31 protein-coding genes are annotated in these 17,241 nt (G+C 45.4%); all 31 read left to right on the top strand.

The window, feature by feature from the left end:
- Positions 1 to 160, top strand: a 160-nt coding sequence (locus tag IE103_RS17775) for an EF-Tu C-terminal domain-related protein (RefSeq protein WP_463315753.1), incomplete at its 5' end; no start/stop codon positions are given.
- Between the two features lie 198 nt (positions 161 to 358).
- Positions 359 to 676 carry a 30S ribosomal protein S10 gene (rpsJ, locus tag IE103_RS17780; protein WP_186892579.1) on the top strand — a complete coding sequence of 106 codons (318 nt, stop codon included), beginning with the start codon at positions 359 to 361 and terminating at the stop codon, positions 674 to 676.
- A 365-nt stretch (positions 677 to 1,041) separates the two neighbouring features.
- Positions 1,042 to 1,698 (top strand): 50S ribosomal protein L3, encoded by a 657-nt coding sequence (rplC, locus tag IE103_RS17785; RefSeq protein WP_189347732.1) that lies wholly within the window; start codon positions 1,042 to 1,044, stop codon positions 1,696 to 1,698.
- A gap of 3 nt (positions 1,699 to 1,701) precedes the next feature.
- Complete coding sequence (gene rplD, locus IE103_RS17790) at positions 1,702 to 2,325, top strand: 50S ribosomal protein L4 (protein ID WP_186892581.1); 624 nt, start codon at positions 1,702 to 1,704, stop codon at positions 2,323 to 2,325.
- Positions 2,322 to 2,633, top strand: coding sequence for a 50S ribosomal protein L23 (gene rplW / locus IE103_RS17795; protein ID WP_186892582.1), 312 nt, complete (start codon positions 2,322 to 2,324; stop codon positions 2,631 to 2,633). The genes rplD and rplW overlap by 4 nt, the downstream gene beginning before the upstream one ends.
- A 2-nt stretch (positions 2,634 to 2,635) precedes the next feature.
- The gene (gene rplB, locus IE103_RS17800; RefSeq protein WP_189347734.1) at positions 2,636 to 3,463 is read left to right on the top strand and encodes a 50S ribosomal protein L2; all 828 of its coding nucleotides are present in this window, start codon (positions 2,636 to 2,638) and stop codon (positions 3,461 to 3,463) included.
- A gap of 10 nt (positions 3,464 to 3,473) precedes the next feature.
- Positions 3,474 to 3,749 carry a 30S ribosomal protein S19 gene (rpsS, locus tag IE103_RS17805; protein WP_186917405.1) on the top strand — a complete coding sequence of 92 codons (276 nt, stop codon included), beginning with the start codon at positions 3,474 to 3,476 and terminating at the stop codon, positions 3,747 to 3,749.
- A gap of 1 nt (position 3,750) precedes the next feature.
- Complete coding sequence (rplV, locus tag IE103_RS17810; protein ID WP_186892585.1) at positions 3,751 to 4,080, top strand: 50S ribosomal protein L22; 330 nt, start codon at positions 3,751 to 3,753, stop codon at positions 4,078 to 4,080.
- A gap of 9 nt (positions 4,081 to 4,089) precedes the next feature.
- Positions 4,090 to 4,920, top strand: coding sequence for a 30S ribosomal protein S3 (gene rpsC, locus IE103_RS17815; protein ID WP_189347736.1), 831 nt, complete (start codon positions 4,090 to 4,092; stop codon positions 4,918 to 4,920).
- A 2-nt stretch (positions 4,921 to 4,922) separates the two neighbouring features.
- Positions 4,923 to 5,342, top strand: a complete 420-nt coding sequence (gene rplP, locus IE103_RS17820; RefSeq protein WP_186892587.1) for a 50S ribosomal protein L16 — start codon at positions 4,923 to 4,925, stop codon at positions 5,340 to 5,342.
- A gap of 13 nt (positions 5,343 to 5,355) precedes the next feature.
- Positions 5,356 to 5,547, top strand: a complete 192-nt coding sequence (rpmC, locus tag IE103_RS17825) for a 50S ribosomal protein L29 (RefSeq protein ID WP_186892588.1) — start codon at positions 5,356 to 5,358, stop codon at positions 5,545 to 5,547.
- Entirely contained in the window at positions 5,547 to 5,819 is a 273-nt protein-coding gene (gene rpsQ / locus IE103_RS17830; RefSeq protein ID WP_186892589.1) for a 30S ribosomal protein S17, read from the top strand. Before rpmC ends, rpsQ begins: the two co-directional genes overlap by 1 nt.
- 257 nt (positions 5,820 to 6,076) lie before the next feature.
- On the top strand, positions 6,077 to 6,445 hold the full coding sequence (gene rplN / locus IE103_RS17835) for a 50S ribosomal protein L14 (RefSeq protein WP_006464924.1): 369 nt from the start codon (positions 6,077 to 6,079) through the stop codon (positions 6,443 to 6,445).
- 9 nt (positions 6,446 to 6,454) lie between these two features.
- Positions 6,455 to 6,769, top strand: coding sequence for a 50S ribosomal protein L24 (gene rplX / locus IE103_RS17840; RefSeq protein ID WP_189347738.1), 315 nt, complete (start codon positions 6,455 to 6,457; stop codon positions 6,767 to 6,769).
- Between the two features lie 4 nt (positions 6,770 to 6,773).
- Positions 6,774 to 7,313 carry a 50S ribosomal protein L5 gene (gene rplE / locus IE103_RS17845; protein ID WP_189347740.1) on the top strand — a complete coding sequence of 180 codons (540 nt, stop codon included), beginning with the start codon at positions 6,774 to 6,776 and terminating at the stop codon, positions 7,311 to 7,313.
- 7 nt (positions 7,314 to 7,320) lie between these two features.
- Entirely contained in the window at positions 7,321 to 7,626 is a 306-nt protein-coding gene (gene rpsN / locus IE103_RS17850; RefSeq protein ID WP_189347742.1) for a 30S ribosomal protein S14, read from the top strand.
- Positions 7,627 to 7,640: 14 nt separating this feature from the next.
- The gene (rpsH, locus tag IE103_RS17855) at positions 7,641 to 8,036 is read left to right on the top strand and encodes a 30S ribosomal protein S8 (protein ID WP_189347744.1); all 396 of its coding nucleotides are present in this window, start codon (positions 7,641 to 7,643) and stop codon (positions 8,034 to 8,036) included.
- A gap of 10 nt (positions 8,037 to 8,046) precedes the next feature.
- Positions 8,047 to 8,580 (top strand): 50S ribosomal protein L6, encoded by a 534-nt coding sequence (rplF, locus tag IE103_RS17860; protein WP_189347746.1) that lies wholly within the window; start codon positions 8,047 to 8,049, stop codon positions 8,578 to 8,580.
- A gap of 13 nt (positions 8,581 to 8,593) precedes the next feature.
- Positions 8,594 to 8,956, top strand: a complete 363-nt coding sequence (gene rplR / locus IE103_RS17865) for a 50S ribosomal protein L18 (RefSeq protein WP_189347748.1) — start codon at positions 8,594 to 8,596, stop codon at positions 8,954 to 8,956.
- A gap of 11 nt (positions 8,957 to 8,967) precedes the next feature.
- Positions 8,968 to 9,486, top strand: coding sequence for a 30S ribosomal protein S5 (gene rpsE / locus IE103_RS17870; protein ID WP_186917415.1), 519 nt, complete (start codon positions 8,968 to 8,970; stop codon positions 9,484 to 9,486).
- A 10-nt stretch (positions 9,487 to 9,496) separates the two neighbouring features.
- Positions 9,497 to 9,676, top strand: a complete 180-nt coding sequence (gene rpmD, locus IE103_RS17875; RefSeq protein WP_189347749.1) for a 50S ribosomal protein L30 — start codon at positions 9,497 to 9,499, stop codon at positions 9,674 to 9,676.
- Positions 9,677 to 9,704: 28 nt separating this feature from the next.
- Complete coding sequence (gene rplO, locus IE103_RS17880; RefSeq protein WP_189347751.1) at positions 9,705 to 10,136, top strand: 50S ribosomal protein L15; 432 nt, start codon at positions 9,705 to 9,707, stop codon at positions 10,134 to 10,136.
- A gap of 33 nt (positions 10,137 to 10,169) precedes the next feature.
- On the top strand, positions 10,170 to 11,507 hold the full coding sequence (secY, locus tag IE103_RS17885) for a preprotein translocase subunit SecY (RefSeq protein WP_189347753.1): 1,338 nt from the start codon (positions 10,170 to 10,172) through the stop codon (positions 11,505 to 11,507).
- Between the two features lie 24 nt (positions 11,508 to 11,531).
- On the top strand, positions 11,532 to 11,750 hold the full coding sequence (gene infA / locus IE103_RS17890) for a translation initiation factor IF-1 (RefSeq protein ID WP_005663428.1): 219 nt from the start codon (positions 11,532 to 11,534) through the stop codon (positions 11,748 to 11,750).
- A gap of 32 nt (positions 11,751 to 11,782) precedes the next feature.
- On the top strand, positions 11,783 to 11,896 hold the full coding sequence (gene rpmJ, locus IE103_RS17895) for a 50S ribosomal protein L36 (protein WP_014004415.1): 114 nt from the start codon (positions 11,783 to 11,785) through the stop codon (positions 11,894 to 11,896).
- Between the two features lie 27 nt (positions 11,897 to 11,923).
- A complete protein-coding gene (rpsM, locus tag IE103_RS17900; RefSeq protein WP_186917419.1) occupies positions 11,924 to 12,289 on the top strand; it encodes a 30S ribosomal protein S13 in 366 nt (121 codons plus the stop codon).
- A 29-nt stretch (positions 12,290 to 12,318) separates the two neighbouring features.
- Positions 12,319 to 12,723: a 30S ribosomal protein S11 gene (gene rpsK, locus IE103_RS17905; protein ID WP_186892601.1), complete on the top strand. Its 405-nt coding sequence runs from the start codon at positions 12,319 to 12,321 to the stop codon at positions 12,721 to 12,723.
- A gap of 214 nt (positions 12,724 to 12,937) precedes the next feature.
- Positions 12,938 to 13,561, top strand: a complete 624-nt coding sequence (gene rpsD / locus IE103_RS17910; RefSeq protein WP_189347755.1) for a 30S ribosomal protein S4 — start codon at positions 12,938 to 12,940, stop codon at positions 13,559 to 13,561.
- A 103-nt stretch (positions 13,562 to 13,664) separates the two neighbouring features.
- Positions 13,665 to 14,642 (top strand): DNA-directed RNA polymerase subunit alpha, encoded by a 978-nt coding sequence (locus IE103_RS17915; RefSeq protein WP_186892603.1) that lies wholly within the window; start codon positions 13,665 to 13,667, stop codon positions 14,640 to 14,642.
- A gap of 130 nt (positions 14,643 to 14,772) precedes the next feature.
- Positions 14,773 to 15,171, top strand: coding sequence for a 50S ribosomal protein L17 (rplQ, locus tag IE103_RS17920; RefSeq protein WP_189347757.1), 399 nt, complete (start codon positions 14,773 to 14,775; stop codon positions 15,169 to 15,171).
- A gap of 245 nt (positions 15,172 to 15,416) precedes the next feature.
- Positions 15,417 to 17,198: a protein-disulfide reductase DsbD gene (gene dsbD / locus IE103_RS17925; RefSeq protein WP_189347759.1), complete on the top strand. Its 1,782-nt coding sequence runs from the start codon at positions 15,417 to 15,419 to the stop codon at positions 17,196 to 17,198.
- The last annotated feature ends 43 nt before the right edge of the window (positions 17,199 to 17,241 follow it).

The following is a 17,241-nucleotide window of genomic DNA, read 5'->3' on the forward strand; positions in this document are numbered from 1 at the left end:
CGAGTTGCCGAAGGATAAAGAAATGGTGATGCCAGGTGATAACGTTTCTATCACTGTTAAGTTGATCAACCCGATCGCGATGGAAGAAGGCTTGCGCTTCGCTATTCGTGAAGGTGGTCGTACTGTTGGTGCTGGTGTTGTTGCTAAAATCATCGAGTAATATATTTTGAATTAAGCTCTGAAGTTTAATCTTGAGTAATCACGATAAAATTTAGAGAAATTTGAAATTTGGTGTACACTAGTCGGCTGTCGTGCTTTTTTAGTGCGACAGCCGTTTTGTTTTAGCGGTCGTAATAAGCGCTCTTTGTTAAAAATGCCACATTTACTACATCGTGGCTCGTTCTTTACAGGAAATATCATGTCTACAGCAAATCAAAAAATCCGTATTCGCTTGAAAGCGTTCGATTACAAATTGATCGACCAATCAGCTTTGGAAATCGTAGAAACAGCTAAGCGTACCGGTGCTGTTGTTAAGGGGCCAGTTCCTTTGCCAACACGTATTCAACGTTTCGACGTATTGCGTTCCCCGCACGTCAATAAAACCTCCCGTGATCAATTTGAAATCCGCACGCATCAGCGTTTGATGGATATCGTTGATCCTACAGATAAAACTGTTGACGCATTGATGAAGCTCGACTTGCCAGCAGGTGTCGACGTAGAAATCAAATTGCAATAATTAATAAAGCGATAAATCTCATTGTAGGGCGCAGGCCGTTGTTGCTTGTCCTCGCAATACTTAAGTATTGCTGCGGGAGGCGCCTAGTTCCGCATCCCTGAAATGAAATTTTTCGCATTATTAAGTGTCGTCAGATACATTGGGGTGATTGATTTCAAGTTGTTGAAATTAAATGGCGCCAGTAAAAAAACTGACATACCATAATTTTTTCTATTTTCAAATAAATTTTTCTTGTAAGTGGAAAATATTCGGGTTAAAATCGAAAGCTTAAATTTTGATAGGCTTTGGCTTGTCTATTTTTAAGTTTTAAAAGTAAGTTTCTAAACATCAGCCTCACCCAATCGTAGGTGAGAATGGAGAAAACAATGAGCTTGGGCCTAGTTGGTCGCAAGGTTGGTATGATGCGTATCTTTACTGAAGACGGTGATTCAATTCCAGTCACAGTATTAGATGTATCAAACAACCGCGTGACACAAATCAAAACTCCTGAAACAGACGGTTACTCCGCTGTTCAGGTGACATTCGGTCAGCGCCGTGCATCCCGTGTAACTAAAGCGGCTGCAGGTCACCTCGCAAAAGCGGGCGTGGAAGCTGGTACTGTCTTAAAAGAATTCCGTGTTGACGCTGCTAAAGCTGCTGAACTCAAAGCAGGCGATGTTGTGCCTGTTGGTTTGTTCGAAGCTGGTCAAAAAGTCGACGTGCAAGGTGTGACAATTGGTAAGGGCTATGCCGGTACTATTAAGCGTCACCACTTCGCATCTGGTCGTCAAACGCACGGTAACTCACGTTCACATAACGTACCTGGTTCTATCGGTATGGCGCAAGATCCTGGTCGCGTTTTTCCAGGCAAGCGCATGACTGGTCACTTGGGTGATGTTACTCGTACTGTGCAAAATCTTGTTATCGCTCGTGTAGATGCTGATCGCCAATTGTTGTTGGTGAAAGGTGCTATCCCAGGCGCGAAAAACGGTCAGGTGATTGTATCGCCAGCTGTTAAAGTCAAAGCAAAGAAGGGGGCTTAATCTATGGAACTGAAGCTCCTAAATGCAGACGGTCAATCTGCTTCTAACGTCGCTGCACCAGATACTATTTTTGGTCGCGATTACAATGAAGCCTTGATCCATCAAGTTGTTGTTGCTTACCAAGCGAATGCTCGCAGTGGTAACCGCAAACAATTGGGTCGTGACGAAGTTCACCACACAACTAAGAAGCCATGGCGTCAAAAAGGTACGGGTCGTGCTCGTGCTGGTATGTCATCTTCACCATTGTGGCGTGGAGGCGGTCGTGCTTTCCCTAACTCTCCTGATGAGAACTTCTCTCACAAAGTTAACAAGAAGATGTATCGCGCAGGTATCTGCTCGATCTTATCTCAGTTGGCTCGTGAAGGTCGTTTGAATGTTGTTGACAGTTTGACTGTTGATGCGCCAAAAACTAAGTTGTTGTCTGAAAAATTGAAGACAATGGGTTGCTTGGATTCAGTATTGATTATTACTGAAGACTTCAACGAAAACTTGATGTTGGCTGCTCGCAATCTGGTTAACGTTTTGGTTGTTGAGCCACGTTATGCTGATCCAGTTTCTTTGGTGTTCTACAAGAAAGTGTTGATCACTAAAGCGGCCTTGACAAAGATTGAGGAGATGCTGGCATGAGCGTAATCAAGCATAGTGAAGAACGCCTGATGAAGGTGTTGCTGGCTCCGGTGATCTCTGAAAAAGCAACAATGGTTGCAGAGAAAAACGAGCAAGTTGTTTTCCTGGTGATGCCAGATGCAACTAAGCCAGAAATCAAGGCTGCTGTTGAGTTGCTGTTTAAGGTTCAAGTTGAATCTGTGCAAGTAGCTAACCGCTTGGGCAAACAAAAACGTACTGGTAAATTTAATGGCCGTCGCAATCATACAAAGCGCGCTTTTGTATGTTTGAAGCCAGGTCAAGAAATTAACTTTACCGAGGGGGCATAAGCATGGCACTCGTTAAGATGAAGCCAACCTCACCAGGCCGTCGTGGTATGGTTAAAGTGGTAACAGAAGGCTTGCATAAAGGCCGTCCGTTTGCTGCTTTGTTGGAAAAGAAAAATAAAACTGCTGGTCGTAACAACAACGGTCATATTACTACACGTCATATTGGCGGTGGTCATAAGCAGCATTATCGCGTAGTCGATTTTAAGCGTTCTAAAGATGGTATTCCTGCGAAAGTTGAACGCATTGAATACGATCCTAACCGTACAGCGCACATCGCATTGTTGTGCTATGCGGACGGTGAACGTGCATACATCATTGCATCCAAAGGTATGGCTGCTGGTGATCAGATCATGAATGGCTCTCAAGCGCCAATCAAATCTGGTAACTGCTTGCCAATCCGCAATATCCCAGTTGGTACAACTATGCATTGCGTAGAAATGTTGCCAGGTAAGGGTGCGCAGATTGCTCGTACTGCTGGTGCTGGCGTGGTGTTGATGGCTCGCGAAGGTACATACGCTCAAGTGCGTTTGCGCTCTGGTGAAGTACGTCGTATCCATATCGAATGCCGTGCAACTATCGGTGAAGTCGGTAACGGTGAGCATAACCTCCGTAAGATTGGTAAAGCTGGTGCGATGCGTTGGCGCGGTGTTCGCCCAACAGTTCGCGGTGTTGTCATGAATCCTATCGATCACCCACACGGTGGTGGTGAAGGTAAGACAGCAGCAGGACGTCATCCAGTTTCTCCATGGGGTCAGCAAACTAAGGGTAAGAAGACACGTCGCAATAAGCGTACGACTTCCATGATCGTCTCACGCCGTGGCAAGAAATAAGGGGTAACACATGACACGTTCAGCTAAAAAAGGGCCGTTTTGTGACGCCCATTTGGTAAAGAAAGTCGAAGCTGCGCAAGCAACTAAAGACAAAAAGCCAATCAAAACTTGGTCACGTCGTTCGACTATCATGCCTGATTTCATCGGTCTGACAATCGCTGTGCACAATGGTAAGCAGCACGTACCTGTGTACGTTTCTGAAAACATGGTAGGCCATAAATTGGGCGAATTCGCATTGACTCGCACATTTAAAGGTCATATCGCGGATAAGAAAGCGAAGAGATAATATGGAAACCAAAGCAATATTGAAGGGTGTACGTCTGTCCGAGCAAAAAGGTCGCTTGGTTGCAGACTTGATCCGTGGTAAGAAAGTCGATCAAGCATTAAACATCTTAGCTTTCAGCCCGAAAAAAGGCGCAACTATCATCAAGAAAGTGTTGGAATCCGCAATTGCGAATGCTGAACACAATGATGGCGCTGATATCGATGAATTGAAAGTGACGACGATTTATGTCGAAAAAGGACCAATTTTGAAGCGCTTCACAGCGCGTGCAAAAGGTCGCGGTGATCGTATCTCTAAACAATCCTGTCACATTTATGTGACTGTTGGTAACTAAGGAGTCACGATGGGACAGAAGATACATCCAACCGGTTTCCGTTTGGCGGTAACACGTAATTGGTCTTCTCGCTGGTATGCAGGCAATGGTAACTTTGCCTCCATGTTGAGCGAAGATATCAAAGTACGTGACTACTTGAAAAAGAAACTGAAAAATGCATCAGTAGGTCGTATCACTATTGAGCGTCCAGCTAAAAACGCACGTATTACTATTTACAGCTCCCGTCCAGGCGTTGTGATTGGTAAAAAAGGCGAAGATATCGAATCCTTGAAAGCGGATTTGGGCAAGATCATGGGCGTGCCTGTGCACGTAAATATCGAAGAAATTCGTAAGCCAGAAATCGATGCGCAATTGATCGCTGATTCTATCTCTCAGCAACTTGAAAAACGTATTATGTTCCGTCGCGCGATGAAACGTGCGATGCAAAATGCAATGCGTCTCGGTGCTAAGGGTATCAAGATCATGTCTAGTGGTCGTTTGAATGGTATCGAAATCGCACGTAAAGAATGGTATCGTGAAGGCCGCGTGCCTCTGCATACATTGCGCGCTGATATCGACTACGGTACAAGTGAAGCGTCTACGACATACGGTATTATTGGCGTTAAGGTATGGGTTTACAAAGGCGATCGCTTAGCAAATGGCGATGCACCAGTAATCGAATCCGCACCAGAAGACGACAAAAAACGTCGTGGCCCACGTCGTGAAGATGGCAAGCCAAACAGCCGTCCACGTGCGAAGCGCCCTGAAGGTCAAACTCCAACTGGTGCAGCACCAGCAGCTAAACGTGTTCGCACAAAAGCAGCTGACGGCGCAGTATCAGCTGAGAAAGCGGGAGAATAATCATGCTGCAACCAGCACGCAGAAAATATCGTAAGGAACAAAAAGGCCGCAACAAGGGTATTTCCCATGATCGTGGCACAGCAGTTTCCTTCGGTGAATTTGGTTTGAAGTCAATTGCACGTGGTCGTATTACTGCACGTCAAATTGAAGCTGCACGTCGCGCTATGACTCGTCATATCAAACGTGGTGGCCGTATCTGGATTCGTATTTTCCCAGATAAACCAATTTCTCAGAAGCCAGCTGAAGTTCGTATGGGTAATGGTAAAGGTAATCCAGAGTACTACGTCGCCGAGATTCAACCAGGTAAGATGTTGTACGAAATGGACGGCGTTGATGAAGCGTTGGCGCGCGAAGCTTTCCGCTTAGCAGCTGCTAAATTACCATTGTTGACAACGTTTGTCGTACGTCAAGTCGGCACTTAATAGGGAGTTGTAAATGAAAGTATCTGAACTCCAAGGCAAAGACTCCGCAGCTTTGACGAAAGAATTGAATGATTTGTTGAAGGCACAATTCAGCTTGCGCATGCAAATTGCTACGCAACAATTGAATAACACTTCGCAACTCAAAAAAGTTCGTCGTGACATCGCCCGAGTTAAAACAGTCATGAATCAGAAGGATGCCAAATAATGAACGATCAAGTTAAAGTTGCACTGAAGCGCACATTGATTGGCAAAGTTGTTTCCGACAAAATGGATAAAACAGTGACAGTCTTAGTTGAGCGTCACGTTAAGCATCCTTTGTACGGTAAGATCATTGTACGTACTGCGAAATATCATGCGCACGATGAAGCAAACCAAGCAAAAGCCGGTGACACAGTCGAGATTCAAGAAGGTCGTCCAATCTCCAAAACAAAGGCATGGACATTGACTCGCGTTGTACAAGTTGCGCCAGTTTTATAAAAGTTGTTGCAGTAATCGTTTTTTGATGTAATAATGATGGGCTGTCATTTGCAAAGTATGCGAATGACAGCCTAAATGTCTCTCAGGTCAGCATTTTGAGAGTGGTTAAAAAATCGTCCACCTAATCGGTTGACTCGTATGTTGTTATTTGTGCTTCTAAGGGCGTCTGACAATAAATGGGTTGGCTGGCGGGACCAAGACTGACTACAGATTTGCAATGTGCGGATTGTGTGGATTAAGTTGGGAAAGAGAACAATATGATTCAAACAGAAAGCCGGCTAGAAGTGGCTGACAATACTGGTGCGCGCGAAGTTTTGTGCATTAAAGTGTTGGGCGGTTCTAAGCGTCGTTATGCAGGGATCGGTGACGTTATTAAAGTCACAGTGAAATCCGCTGCTCCACGCGGTCGCGTGAAAAAAGGTGAAATTTACAATGCAGTTGTAGTTCGCACTGCTAAAGGTGTTCGTCGTCAGGATGGCTCTTTGGTGAAGTTCGACGGCAATGCTGCAGTGTTGTTAAATGCAAAGCTCGAGCCAATCGGAACACGTATTTTCGGCCCAGTAACACGCGAACTGCGTACTGAGCGTTTCATGAAGATCGTTTCGCTTGCTCCTGAAGTGCTGTAAGGAGTCGTGATGAATAAGATTCGTAAAAACGACGAAGTCATCGTCTTGACGGGTAAAGACAAAGGTAAGCGCGGTCAAGTGCAGCAATGCTTTGATGCAAATTACGTTGTTGTTGCAGGTGTTAATGTTGCTAAAAAAGCGACTAAGCCTAACCCAATGACTGGAGCAGTTGGTGGCATCGTTGATAAATTGATGCCGATTCATGTTTCCAATGTTGCGTTGTTTAACGCTGCATCTGGTAAGGCAGACCGTGTAGGCTTTAAGGTTGTGGATGGTAAGAAAGTCCGCGTCTATAAGTCCACTGGCGAAGTTGTGAAGGCATAAAGTCATGGCCCGTCTACAAGCATTATATAAAGATAAAATCGTTGCAGATTTGACTGAGAAATTCTCTTACAAGTCTCCAATGGAAGTTCCTCGCATCTTGAAGATCACCCTGAACATGGGTTTGTCCGAAGCGATTGCTGATAAGAAAGTTATCGAGCATGCTGTTGGCGATCTGACGAAGATTGCAGGTCAAAAACCTGTCGTAACTAAAGCACGTAAAGCGATCGCTGGTTTCAAAATCCGCGAAGGCTATCCAATCGGATGTATGGTCACATTGCGTGGCGCACACATGTACGAATTCTTGGATCGTTTCGTGACTGTAGCTTTGCCACGCGTTCGTGACTTCCGCGGCGTTTCTGGTCGCGCATTTGACGGTCGTGGTAACTACAATATCGGTGTTAAGGAACAGATCATTTTTCCTGAGATCGAGTACGACAAGATTGACGCGTTGCGTGGTATGAACATTAGTATTACTACGACAGCTAAGACCGACGAAGAAGCAAAAGCGCTTCTCGCCGCATTTAAATTTCCGTTCAGAAACTGAGGTCGCCATGGCAAAATTGGCACTGATTAATCGTGAGCAAAAGCGTGCAGATTTGGTGAAGAAATTCGCCGGCAAACGCGCCGAATTGAAGGCCATCATTGATGACCAATCAAAAACTGAAGAAGAGCGTTATTTAGCTCGTTTGAAGTTGCAGGCATTGCCGCGTAATTCTAATCCGACTCGTCAGCGCAATCGCTGCACTTTGACAGGTCGTCCACGTGGCACATTCCGTAAGTTTGGTTTGGGCCGTATTAAAGTCCGTGAATTCGCCATGCGTGGTGAAATCCCGGGTATGACTAAAGCTAGCTGGTAATAGGAGAATAAGCAATGAGTATGAGCGATCCTATCGCCGATATGCTGACCCGCATCCGTAACGCGCAAGTTGTTCAAAAGACTGCCGTCGCGATGCCGTCCTCAAAGGTAAAAGTTGCAATTGCAAACGTACTGAAGGACGAAGGCTACATTGAGGATTTCGCAGTAGTAGAAGCTGCTGGTAAATCTGAATTGAAAATCGGTTTGAAATATTATGCAGGACGTCCTGTTATTGAGCGCTTGGAACGTGTTTCACGTCCAGGTCTGCGTATTTACAAAGGTAAAGACGAGATCCCAAGTGTAATGAACGGTTTGGGCGTGGCCATCGTGTCCACACCTAAGGGCGTTATGACTGACCGCAAAGCGCGCGCAACCGGTGTCGGTGGCGAAGTTATTTGCTACGTCGCCTAAGGAGTGCAAGATGTCTCGAGTAGGTAAAATGCCAATCGCGTTGCCAGCAGGTGCAGAAGTTGCCATCTCCGCAGCGGCGATTACAGTAAAAGGCCCTATGGGCGTATTGACACAAGGCTTAAACGGCTTAGTGTCTGTGGCTAACGAAGGTGGTTCGTTGAATTTTAGTCCAGCGAACGACAGCCGTGAAGCGAATGCAATGACAGGTACTTTGCGTGCACTGGTCAACAATATGGTGACTGGCGTAACAAAAGGCTTCGAGCGTAAGCTGACATTGGTAGGCGTTGGTTACAAAGCGCAAGCGCAAGGCGATAAGTTAAATCTCTCCTTGGGTTTTTCTCATCCTGTCGTACACGACATGCCTGCTGGCGTGACATGTGCAACGCCAACTCCAACTGAAATCCTCATTAAAGGTGTGGATAAGCAGAAGGTTGGTCAGGTCGCAGCAGAAGTTCGTGCATACCGCAGCCCAGAGCCTTATAAAGGCAAGGGTGTCCGCTACGCGGATGAAGTGGTTGTGATTAAAGAAACCAAGAAGAAGTAATAGGGGTTAGACGATGGATAAGAAACAATCACGTCTGCGCCGCGCGACTCAAACCCGTGCCAAGATCGCAGAGCTCAAGGTCACACGTTTATCTGTGCACCGTACGAACTCTCACATCTACGCTAGCATCATTGATGCAGATTCCAAAGTATTGGCATCTGCTTCTACAGTGGAAGCTGAAGTGCGTGCAGAATTGGCAGCGGCATCTAAGCACGGTGGTAATGCTGCGGCAGCCACTTTGATTGGTAAGCGCGTTGCGGAAAAAGCATTGAAAGCAGGAGTTACCGAAGTCGCGTTTGATCGCTCCGGTTTTCGTTACCACGGTCGTGTGAAGGCGTTGGCGGAAGCTGCGCGTGAAGCCGGCTTGAAGTTCTAAGGAATATTGTCATGGCAAAAATGCAAGCAAAAACAGCAGCCGACAAGCCGGATGATGGCATGCGCGAAAAAATGATCGCGATCAACCGCGTAACCAAAGTGGTTAAGGGTGGTCGTATCATGGGCTTCGCAGCGCTGACAGTTGTTGGTGATGGCGATGGCCGCATCGGTATGGGTAAGGGAAAATCGAAAGAAGTTCCTGTAGCTGTACAAAAAGCGATGGAAGAAGCGCGTCGTAAAATGATCAAAGTGACTTTGAAAAACGGTACTTTGCAACACACCGTTATTGGTAAGCATGGTGCATCTTCGGTCATGATCTCTCCAGCTAAAGAAGGTACTGGTGTGATCGCTGGTGGTCCAATGCGCGCTATTTTCGAAGTGTTGGGTGTTACTAACGTTGTTGCAAAATCTAACGGTTCCACAAATCCATACAACATGGTTCGTGCAACTTTGAACGGTTTGGCAAAAATGAGCACTCCAGCTGAGATCGCAGCGAAACGCGGCAAGTCCGTTGAAGAAATTTTGGGCTAAGGTGATCGCAATGACTAAAACAGTAAAAGTACAATTGGTCAAGGGTTTGATCGGTACGCGCGAGTCACATCGTGCGACAGTGCGTGGCTTAGGTTTGCGTCGTGTTAACTCAGTTTCTGAGTTAGAGGACACACCAGCAGTGCGCGGTATGATCAATAAAGTCTCGTATCTTGTGAAGGTTGTATCGTAAGCCTTCGGGTTTGCGATCGGAGCAAATTATGGAATTAAATACAATCCAACCAGCTGATGGTGCTAAACACGCAAAACGTCGTGTTGGTCGCGGTATCGGTTCTGGTTTAGGTAAAACGTCTGGCCGTGGTCACAAAGGTCAGAAATCTCGTACTGGCGGCTTTCATAAAGTCGGTTTCGAAGGCGGTCAAATGCCTTTGCAACGCCGTTTGCCTAAGCGTGGTTTCAAATCTTTGGCAACACCATACAAAGCAGAAGTTCGTTTGTCTGACTTGGAAAGTTTACCAGTCACAGAAATCGATATCTTGGCTTTGAAGCAAGCTGGTGTCGTTTCTGAATTGGCACGTGTAGTTCGCGTGATTTTGTCAGGTGAGATCACAAAGAAAGTAACTTTGAATGGCTTAATCGCTACCAAAGGTGCGAAGGCTGCGATCGAAGCTGCTGGCGGCTCTGTCGCTTAAGTCAACATTCATTGCGAACTTCTGGAGCAATAATTGGCAACATCTCCTCAACAAACTAAAAGTGCTGCAAGTGGTTTTCCTTGGGGAAGACTGTGGTTTTTGCTAGCAGCACTGGTTGTATATAGGATAGGCGCACATATACCTGTTCCTGGAATTGATCCAAAGGTATTGGAAGATTTATTTAAGCAAAACCAAAATGGTATTTTGGGAATGTTTAATATGTTTTCTGGTGGTGCTTTGTCTCGCTTCACAATTTTGGCGCTGGGAATTACGCCGTACATTTCTGCATCGATCATTATGCAGTTGATGTCAGTAGTTTCCCCGCAGCTAGAAGCCTTGAAGAAAGAAGGCGAGTCTGGTCGTCGTAAGATCACTCAGTACACGCGTTACGGCACTTTAGTATTAGGTATTGTGCAGGCTTTCTTTATTGCTTTTGGCTTAGAGACGCAAGCAGGTTTGGTATTAGATCCTGGTGTGGCGTTTAGATTTACGACTGTCGTTACTCTGGTAACTGGCACGATGTTTCTGATGTGGTTGGGTGAACAAATCACCGAACGAGGTCTTGGGAACGGTATTTCTATTATCATTTTCGCTGGTATCGTGGCAGGTTTGCCCGGAGCGTTAGCTGGTTTATTCGAGTTAGTACGCACTGGTTCTATGCAAGCATTTTCTGCTCTGGTAATTTGCGTGATGGTTGCTGCAGTGACTTATTTGGTCGTGTTCGTAGAGCGCGGTCAACGTAAGATTCTGGTGAATTATGCGAAGCGTCAAGTTGGCAATAAAGTGTATGGTGGTCAAAGCAGTCATTTACCACTCAAGTTAAACATGGCAGGTGTGATTCCTCCGATTTTTGCTTCCTCTATTATTATGCTGCCTGCCACGATTACTGGCATGTTTGCAAAGGGAGCAGAAGATCAGAATTCTGGTTTTGTTCGGTTCTTGCAAGATTTAGCAAGTTCCTTAACAACAGGGGAGCCGGTTCATGCATTGCTATACGCTGTAACGATTATCTTCTTCTGCTTCTTCTACACTGCGTTGGTATTTAACAGCAAAGAAACAGCAGATAATTTGAAGAAGAGTGGTGCGTTTGTTCCAGGGATTCGTCCTGGTGACCAGACTGCGCGTTACATAGACAAGATCTTGATGCGTTTGACTTTGATTGGTGCGGTATATATTGCATTAGTTTGCTTGTTACCGGAGTTGCTGATCGCCCATTGGAAAGTACCATTTTATTTTGGCGGCACTTCGCTGTTGATTATTGTGGTGGTTACGATGGACTTTATGGCTCAAGTGCAGAATTATGTAATGTCACAGCAATACGAATCGCTTCTTCGTAAAGCAAATTTCAAGGGCGGCATGCCTTCACGGTAAGCACCCAGAGGAACAGCAGATCGAATGGCAAAAGACGACGTTATACAGATGCAGGGAGAGATTCTAGAGAATCTTCCGAATGCAACATTTCGAGTTAAGTTGGAAAATGGGCATGTTGTGCTTGGCCATATTTCAGGAAAAATGCGAATGAACTATATTCGCATCCTACCTGGTGATAAGGTAACAGTAGAATTGACGCCTTATGATTTGAGCCGAGCACGTATTGTGTTCAGGACCAAGTAAATTAAATTGAACTAGAAGGGAAGAGGGCAAAAATGAAAGTTCTCGCATCAGTTAAGCGGATTTGCCGCAACTGCAAGATCATCAAGCGCAAAGGTGTTGTTCGTGTTATTTGCACAGAACCACGCCATAAACAGCGCCAAGGTTAATTAACGTTATTGAACGAGGAATAACGAATGGCACGTATAGCAGGGGTTAATATCCCAAATCATCAGCATACCGTAATCGGCTTACAAGCTATCTATGGTATTGGCGGCCCACGCGCAGCAGATATCTGTGCAGCAACGGGTGTTCCGACCACTAAAAAGGTCAAAGATCTGGACGACAACGAGTTAGAAAAGCTTCGTGACAGTATTGCAAAATACGTCGTTGAAGGTGATCTTCGTCGTGAAATCTCGATGAACATCAAGCGTTTGATGGACTTAGGCTGCTACCGCGGTCTGCGTCATCGCAAAGGTTTGCCTGTTCGTGGTCAACGTACACGTACTAACGCACGTACACGTAAAGGCCCACGTAAAGCAGCGCAATCATTGAAGAAATAATCCAGTAAGCTGGATTCAAGGAACCAATTATGGCAAAAGCACAAAATAACGCAGCGGCAGCTCGCGCTCGTAAAAAAGTTAAGAAAAATGTTGCTGAAGGTATCGCACACGTTCACGCATCTTTCAACAACACCATCATCACGATCACTGATCGTCAAGGCAATGCATTGTCTTGGGCAACAGCTGGTGGTCAAGGTTTTAAAGGCTCTCGTAAATCTACACCTTTCGCAGCGCAGGTTGCGGCAGAAGCAGCTGGTAAAGTTGCGGTAGAATGCGGTATCAAAAATCTTGAAGTACGTATCAAAGGCCCAGGCCCAGGTCGTGAGTCCTCTGTGCGTGCTTTGAATAATTTGGGTATCAAGATCTCTTTGATTCAAGACGTTACGCCAGTACCACATAACGGTTGCCGTCCTCCAAAGCGTCGTCGTATCTAATTCATCGCTTAGCTTAGGCTAAGCTTTGGATAATTCTAGCAATCATGTTAGAATGCAGCCCGCCAATTCAATTGGTGGGTTTTGTCTTTCGTATTTTTATACGTTTATCATTCTTATTTACATCTTGTTTAATAAGACCACTGTCTGATAGCAGGTAGATCAGACTAGCGCAGTTTGTTTAACGGCATCTGCGTCATTTTTAAAGGAAATTACTGTGGCACGTTATATCGGACCTAAAGCAAAATTATCCCGTCGCGAAGGCACGGACCTGTTTCTGAAAAGCGCACGTCGCTCTTTGGACTCCAAATGCAAATTAGATGTAAAACCAGGTCAACACGGCGCGAAATCTGGCGCACGTACTTCTGACTTCGGTAATCAATTGCGCGAAAAGCAAAAAGTTAAACGTATGTATGGCGTTTTAGAGCGTCAATTCCGTCGTTATTTCGCTGAAGCGGATCGTCAAAAAGGTAACACTGGCGAAACTTTGTTGAAGTTGTTGGAATCTCGTTTGGACAACGTTGCATACCGTATGGGTTTTGGCTCCACACGCGCAGAAGCACGTCAATTGGTTAGCCATAAAGCATTCACAGTAAACGGTACCGTTGTAAACATCGCTTCTTTCCAAGTGAGAGCTGGTGACGTAGTTGCAGTTCGTGAAAAAGCGAAAAAGCAAACACGTATCGTTGAAGCTTTGTCTTTAGCAGAACAAGTTGGTATGCCATCTTGGGTTTCTGTTGATGCGAAGAAAATGGAAGGTACGTTCAAGTCTATGCCAGATCGTAGCGATATCGCTCACGATGTCAATGAATCTTTGATCGTTGAATTGTACTCACGTTAATATTTAGTTTCACCGCCTGCCCATTTTACGATGGGCAGGCTTTTTTCTTTTTGCCATCAGCCTTATCGGTGTAACGAGCCGAGGGTATTGAAAAGGACAAATCATGCAAAACAATCTGTTTAAGCCTCGTATTATCGACGTTGAAATGTTGGGCCCTGGCTCAGCAAAAGTAGTGATGGAGCCATTTGAACGTGGTTTCGGTCATACGCTCGGTAACTCTTTACGTCGCGTCTTGTTGTCTTCTATGGTTGGTTATGCACCAACTGAAGTGACTATCGCTGGCGTCGTTCATGAATACTCAACTCTCGATGGAGTACAAGAAGACGTCGTTGATATTTTGTTGAACTTGAAAGGCGTGGTCTTCAAGTTGCACGAACGTGATGAAGTTACTTTGACTTTGAAAAAAGAAGGCGAAGGCGCAGTATTGGCTTCCGACATCGATTTGCCACATAACGTAGAACTGATTAATCCAGATCACGTGATCGCGAATTTGACCGCTGGCGGCAAATTGGATATGCAAATCAAAGTAGAAAAAGGTCGTGGCTACGTTCCTGGTAACGTACGTCGTTTGTCCGAAGATGCGAACAAAACTATTGGTCGTATTATTTTGGATGCGTCTTTCTCGCCAGTACGTCGTGTTTCTTACTCTGTTGAATCTGCTCGTGTTGAACAACGTACAGATTTAGACAAGTTGATCATCAACATCGAAACAAACGGTGTGATCACACCAGAAGAAGCGATTCGCCAATCTGCTCGCGTTTTGGTAGATCAGTTGCACGTATTTGCGGCTTTGGAAGGTACAGAAGCGGCTGCAGAAGCACCATCACGTGCACCTGCGGTTGATCCAGTCCTGTTGCGTCCAGTCGATGATTTGGAATTGACAGTGCGTTCAGCAAACTGCTTGAAAGCAGAAAATATTTACTACATTGGTGATTTGATCCAGCGTAGCGAAAACGAATTGTTGAAGACACCAAACTTGGGTCGCAAATCTTTGAACGAAATCAAAGAAGTATTGGCTTCTCGCGGTTTGTCTTTGGGCATGAAGTTAGAAAACTGGCCGCCTGCTGGTTTAGAGAAGTAATCTTGATGTCGGGTCAACTCGTTTGACCCGACGTTTTGTTTGTAGTGCGTAGTAAGAACATTACCGGTCCGCGTCAAATGGTTTGACGATAGAAGAACTGGAATTTTTAAACATATCGAAAGGAAGTACCATGCGTCATCGTCACGGCTTACGTAAGCTAAATCGTACATCATCACACCGTTTAGCAATGTTGCGCAATATGACAGTTTCTCTGTTGCGTCACGAAGCGATCAAAACAACTTTGCCAAAAGCAAAAGAATTGCGCCGCGTTGTCGAGCCAATCTTGACTTTGGGTAAAACAGACACATTGGCAAACAAGCGTTTGGCATTCAACCGTTTGCGCGATCGTGAAATCGTACAAAAATTGTTCGCTGAATTGGGACCACGTTTTGCAAATCGTAACGGTGGTTACCTGCGTATTTTGAAAATGGGTTTCCGTGTTGGCGACAATGCGCCTATGGCCTACGTAGAATTGTTGGATCGTCCAGAAGTCACGGACGCTGCAGATGCACCAACAGTAGAAGAATAAGCTGAACTTTCATCAGTCTGCATACCAAAAAAAAGCCGTTCAGTAAAATGAACGGCTTTTTTTATGTCTACTACGTTTTGTTGTTGAAATTATTCTTTTGCTTGATTTCAGAAAATACGTGCGCAGCATCGAATTGTATATTCCGTTAAGATACTGAAACTTTGCATCTTGTAGCGTGTATCTACCTTGCACCGCAAAACGAGATTGTTGGAATGAAAACGCAATAACTAATAACGAAGATTTTTATGACATTTATTGGAAGCTTTGATTTTCTTCTGCGCATTCGTTTTTTGTTTGAGCGAAGCTATCTGTTAGGCATAAGCTTAGTGCTTTGCCTTATCACTAGTGGAAGTTTGCACGCGGAAGATTTTTTAGCACCTGAGTTAGCGTTTAAAGTGAAAGCGCAGATGGTTTCAGCCAACCAAATGGCGGTGCGCTTTGATATTGCGGATGGCTACTATTTGTATCGGGATCAATTTAAGTTCGAGGCCAAAGGCGCTGAATTGGGCGCCTTTGAGATCCCTCCTGGAAAGGTAAAGTTCGATGAAACATTTCAAAAGGATGTAGAAAGTTACTACCGCGAGTTAACTGTACTGATTCCCGTCGATGCCAAATCAGATTTTCAAGCACTGATTCGACTTCAAGGGTGTGCAGATGCGGGCCTGTGTTATCCGCCTATGGATTTGGTGCTCCCCGTCAGCTTAGCTGAAATTGCGCCGTTGCCCGCTTCAAAAGTTTTACCAATGGATAGCGTGTCAAGTGGCGAGCAATCAAGCATCGCAGAAGCGCTCAAAAGTGGTCGATTGGCATTAATAATTCCTTTGTTCATTTTGTTGGGTCTTGGTTTGTCTTTGACACCATGCGTGTTGCCGATGGTGCCAATTCTGTCCTATATCATTGTTGGAGAAGGTGCGGGAATTAAGCGTAGTCGCGCTTTCTTTTTATCTTTGAGTTATGTATTGGGTATGGCGCTCGTCTACACTGCTTTGGGGGTGGCCGCAGGCTTGCTTGGGGAAGGTCTGTCCGCAAGCTTACAAAACCCTTGGGTGCTCAGTGCCTTTGCATTATTCATGGCGATCCTTTCACTATCGATGTTTGGCATTTATCAATTGCAAATGCCGGTCGCTATACAGACCAAGTTAACTTATTTTTCCGAAGGGCAGCGAAACGGCAAGATGCTTGGCGTGTTCTTGATGGGAGCTGTGTCAGCGTTGATTGTGGGCCCTTGTGTTGCCGCACCGCTTGCTGGCGCCTTAGTCTACATTAGCCAAACTAAAGATGTGGTGGTCGGTGGAGCTGCCCTGTTTGCGATGGCAATTGGCATGGGCGTGCCACTACTCTTGGTGGGTATTTCAGCGGGAAGTTTGTTGCCTCGCGCGGGCGTATGGATGGAGCAGATCAAACGATTTTTTGGTGTGCTTATGTTGGCGATGGCTATTTGGATGGTGTCGCCTGTTATCCCGGCCTTATATCAGATGCTGGCATGGAGTCTTCTTTTGTTGACATATGGCGCCTACCAGTTGTTTGTGTATAAGGGGCGTGTATTCTCAAAATTTTTAGCGATGTTATTTATTTTGGGCGGCGCTGCGCAATTGATTGGCTTGATTACTGGTGGGCGCGATCCACTTTCCCCAGTTGCCCATTTGACTGGGAATGTGGTGCATGTGCAGTTCCAGCGCGTAAAAACGACGGCTGAGTTGGACACGATTCTCGCGCAGTCGAGAGAAAAGCTCGTGATGTTAGATTTCTACGCGGACTGGTGTATTTCGTGTAAAGAAATGGAGAAGTTAACCTTTGTCGAGCCGCGTGTAAAAGCCAAATTAGATCAGATGCTGTTATTGCAGGTGGATGTGACGAAAAATGATTCAGATGATAAAGCGATGCTGAAGCGCTTCGGCTTGTTTGGGCCGCCAGGGATCATCTTCTTTGATCGCGCTGGTCAAGAAATTCTAGGTAAGCGCGTAATCGGCTATCAAAACGCTGAGAAATTTTTGCACTCATTGCAGCAATTAGAAAGCAAAAATTAGAAACCAAAAATGAGAAAACCTTAAGCCTTAATTTAACTGGTCT

It is taken from the genome of Affinundibacterium macrobrachii (assembly GCF_014652415.1).
GTDB classification, from domain to species: Bacteria; Pseudomonadota; Gammaproteobacteria; order Burkholderiales; family Burkholderiaceae_D; genus Undibacterium; species Undibacterium macrobrachii.

What these genes read in the sequence shown, in the direction of transcription:
- rpmC (WP_186892588.1), top strand. Translation starts at nt 5,356, where the DNA reads ATGAAAGTATCTGAACTCCAAGGCAAAGACTCCGCAGCTTTGACGAAA.
- rplQ (WP_189347757.1), top strand. Translation starts at nt 14,773, where the DNA reads ATGCGTCATCGTCACGGCTTACGTAAGCTAAATCGTACATCATCACAC.
- rpsH (WP_189347744.1), top strand. Translation starts at nt 7,641, where the DNA reads ATGAGTATGAGCGATCCTATCGCCGATATGCTGACCCGCATCCGTAAC.
- rpsN (WP_189347742.1), top strand. Translation starts at nt 7,321, where the DNA reads ATGGCAAAATTGGCACTGATTAATCGTGAGCAAAAGCGTGCAGATTTG.
- IE103_RS17915 (WP_186892603.1), top strand. Translation starts at nt 13,665, where the DNA reads ATGCAAAACAATCTGTTTAAGCCTCGTATTATCGACGTTGAAATGTTG.
- rpsJ (WP_186892579.1), top strand. Translation starts at nt 359, where the DNA reads ATGTCTACAGCAAATCAAAAAATCCGTATTCGCTTGAAAGCGTTCGAT.
- rpsK (WP_186892601.1), top strand. Translation starts at nt 12,319, where the DNA reads ATGGCAAAAGCACAAAATAACGCAGCGGCAGCTCGCGCTCGTAAAAAA.
- rpsC (WP_189347736.1), top strand. Translation starts at nt 4,090, where the DNA reads ATGGGACAGAAGATACATCCAACCGGTTTCCGTTTGGCGGTAACACGT.
- rplF (WP_189347746.1), top strand. Translation starts at nt 8,047, where the DNA reads ATGTCTCGAGTAGGTAAAATGCCAATCGCGTTGCCAGCAGGTGCAGAA.
- rplR (WP_189347748.1), top strand. Translation starts at nt 8,594, where the DNA reads ATGGATAAGAAACAATCACGTCTGCGCCGCGCGACTCAAACCCGTGCC.
- rpsS (WP_186917405.1), top strand. Translation starts at nt 3,474, where the DNA reads ATGACACGTTCAGCTAAAAAAGGGCCGTTTTGTGACGCCCATTTGGTA.
- rpsQ (WP_186892589.1), top strand. Translation starts at nt 5,547, where the DNA reads ATGAACGATCAAGTTAAAGTTGCACTGAAGCGCACATTGATTGGCAAA.
- rplO (WP_189347751.1), top strand. Translation starts at nt 9,705, where the DNA reads ATGGAATTAAATACAATCCAACCAGCTGATGGTGCTAAACACGCAAAA.
- rplE (WP_189347740.1), top strand. Translation starts at nt 6,774, where the DNA reads ATGGCCCGTCTACAAGCATTATATAAAGATAAAATCGTTGCAGATTTG.
- rplN (WP_006464924.1), top strand. Translation starts at nt 6,077, where the DNA reads ATGATTCAAACAGAAAGCCGGCTAGAAGTGGCTGACAATACTGGTGCG.
- rpsE (WP_186917415.1), top strand. Translation starts at nt 8,968, where the DNA reads ATGGCAAAAATGCAAGCAAAAACAGCAGCCGACAAGCCGGATGATGGC.
- dsbD (WP_189347759.1), top strand. Translation starts at nt 15,417, where the DNA reads ATGACATTTATTGGAAGCTTTGATTTTCTTCTGCGCATTCGTTTTTTG.
- rplC (WP_189347732.1), top strand. Translation starts at nt 1,042, where the DNA reads ATGAGCTTGGGCCTAGTTGGTCGCAAGGTTGGTATGATGCGTATCTTT.
- rplV (WP_186892585.1), top strand. Translation starts at nt 3,751, where the DNA reads ATGGAAACCAAAGCAATATTGAAGGGTGTACGTCTGTCCGAGCAAAAA.
- rpmJ (WP_014004415.1), top strand. Translation starts at nt 11,783, where the DNA reads ATGAAAGTTCTCGCATCAGTTAAGCGGATTTGCCGCAACTGCAAGATC.
- rpsM (WP_186917419.1), top strand. Translation starts at nt 11,924, where the DNA reads ATGGCACGTATAGCAGGGGTTAATATCCCAAATCATCAGCATACCGTA.
- rplP (WP_186892587.1), top strand. Translation starts at nt 4,923, where the DNA reads ATGCTGCAACCAGCACGCAGAAAATATCGTAAGGAACAAAAAGGCCGC.
- rplW (WP_186892582.1), top strand. Translation starts at nt 2,322, where the DNA reads ATGAGCGTAATCAAGCATAGTGAAGAACGCCTGATGAAGGTGTTGCTG.
- rplD (WP_186892581.1), top strand. Translation starts at nt 1,702, where the DNA reads ATGGAACTGAAGCTCCTAAATGCAGACGGTCAATCTGCTTCTAACGTC.
- rplB (WP_189347734.1), top strand. Translation starts at nt 2,636, where the DNA reads ATGGCACTCGTTAAGATGAAGCCAACCTCACCAGGCCGTCGTGGTATG.
- rpmD (WP_189347749.1), top strand. Translation starts at nt 9,497, where the DNA reads ATGACTAAAACAGTAAAAGTACAATTGGTCAAGGGTTTGATCGGTACG.
- rplX (WP_189347738.1), top strand. Translation starts at nt 6,455, where the DNA reads ATGAATAAGATTCGTAAAAACGACGAAGTCATCGTCTTGACGGGTAAA.
- infA (WP_005663428.1), top strand. Translation starts at nt 11,532, where the DNA reads ATGGCAAAAGACGACGTTATACAGATGCAGGGAGAGATTCTAGAGAAT.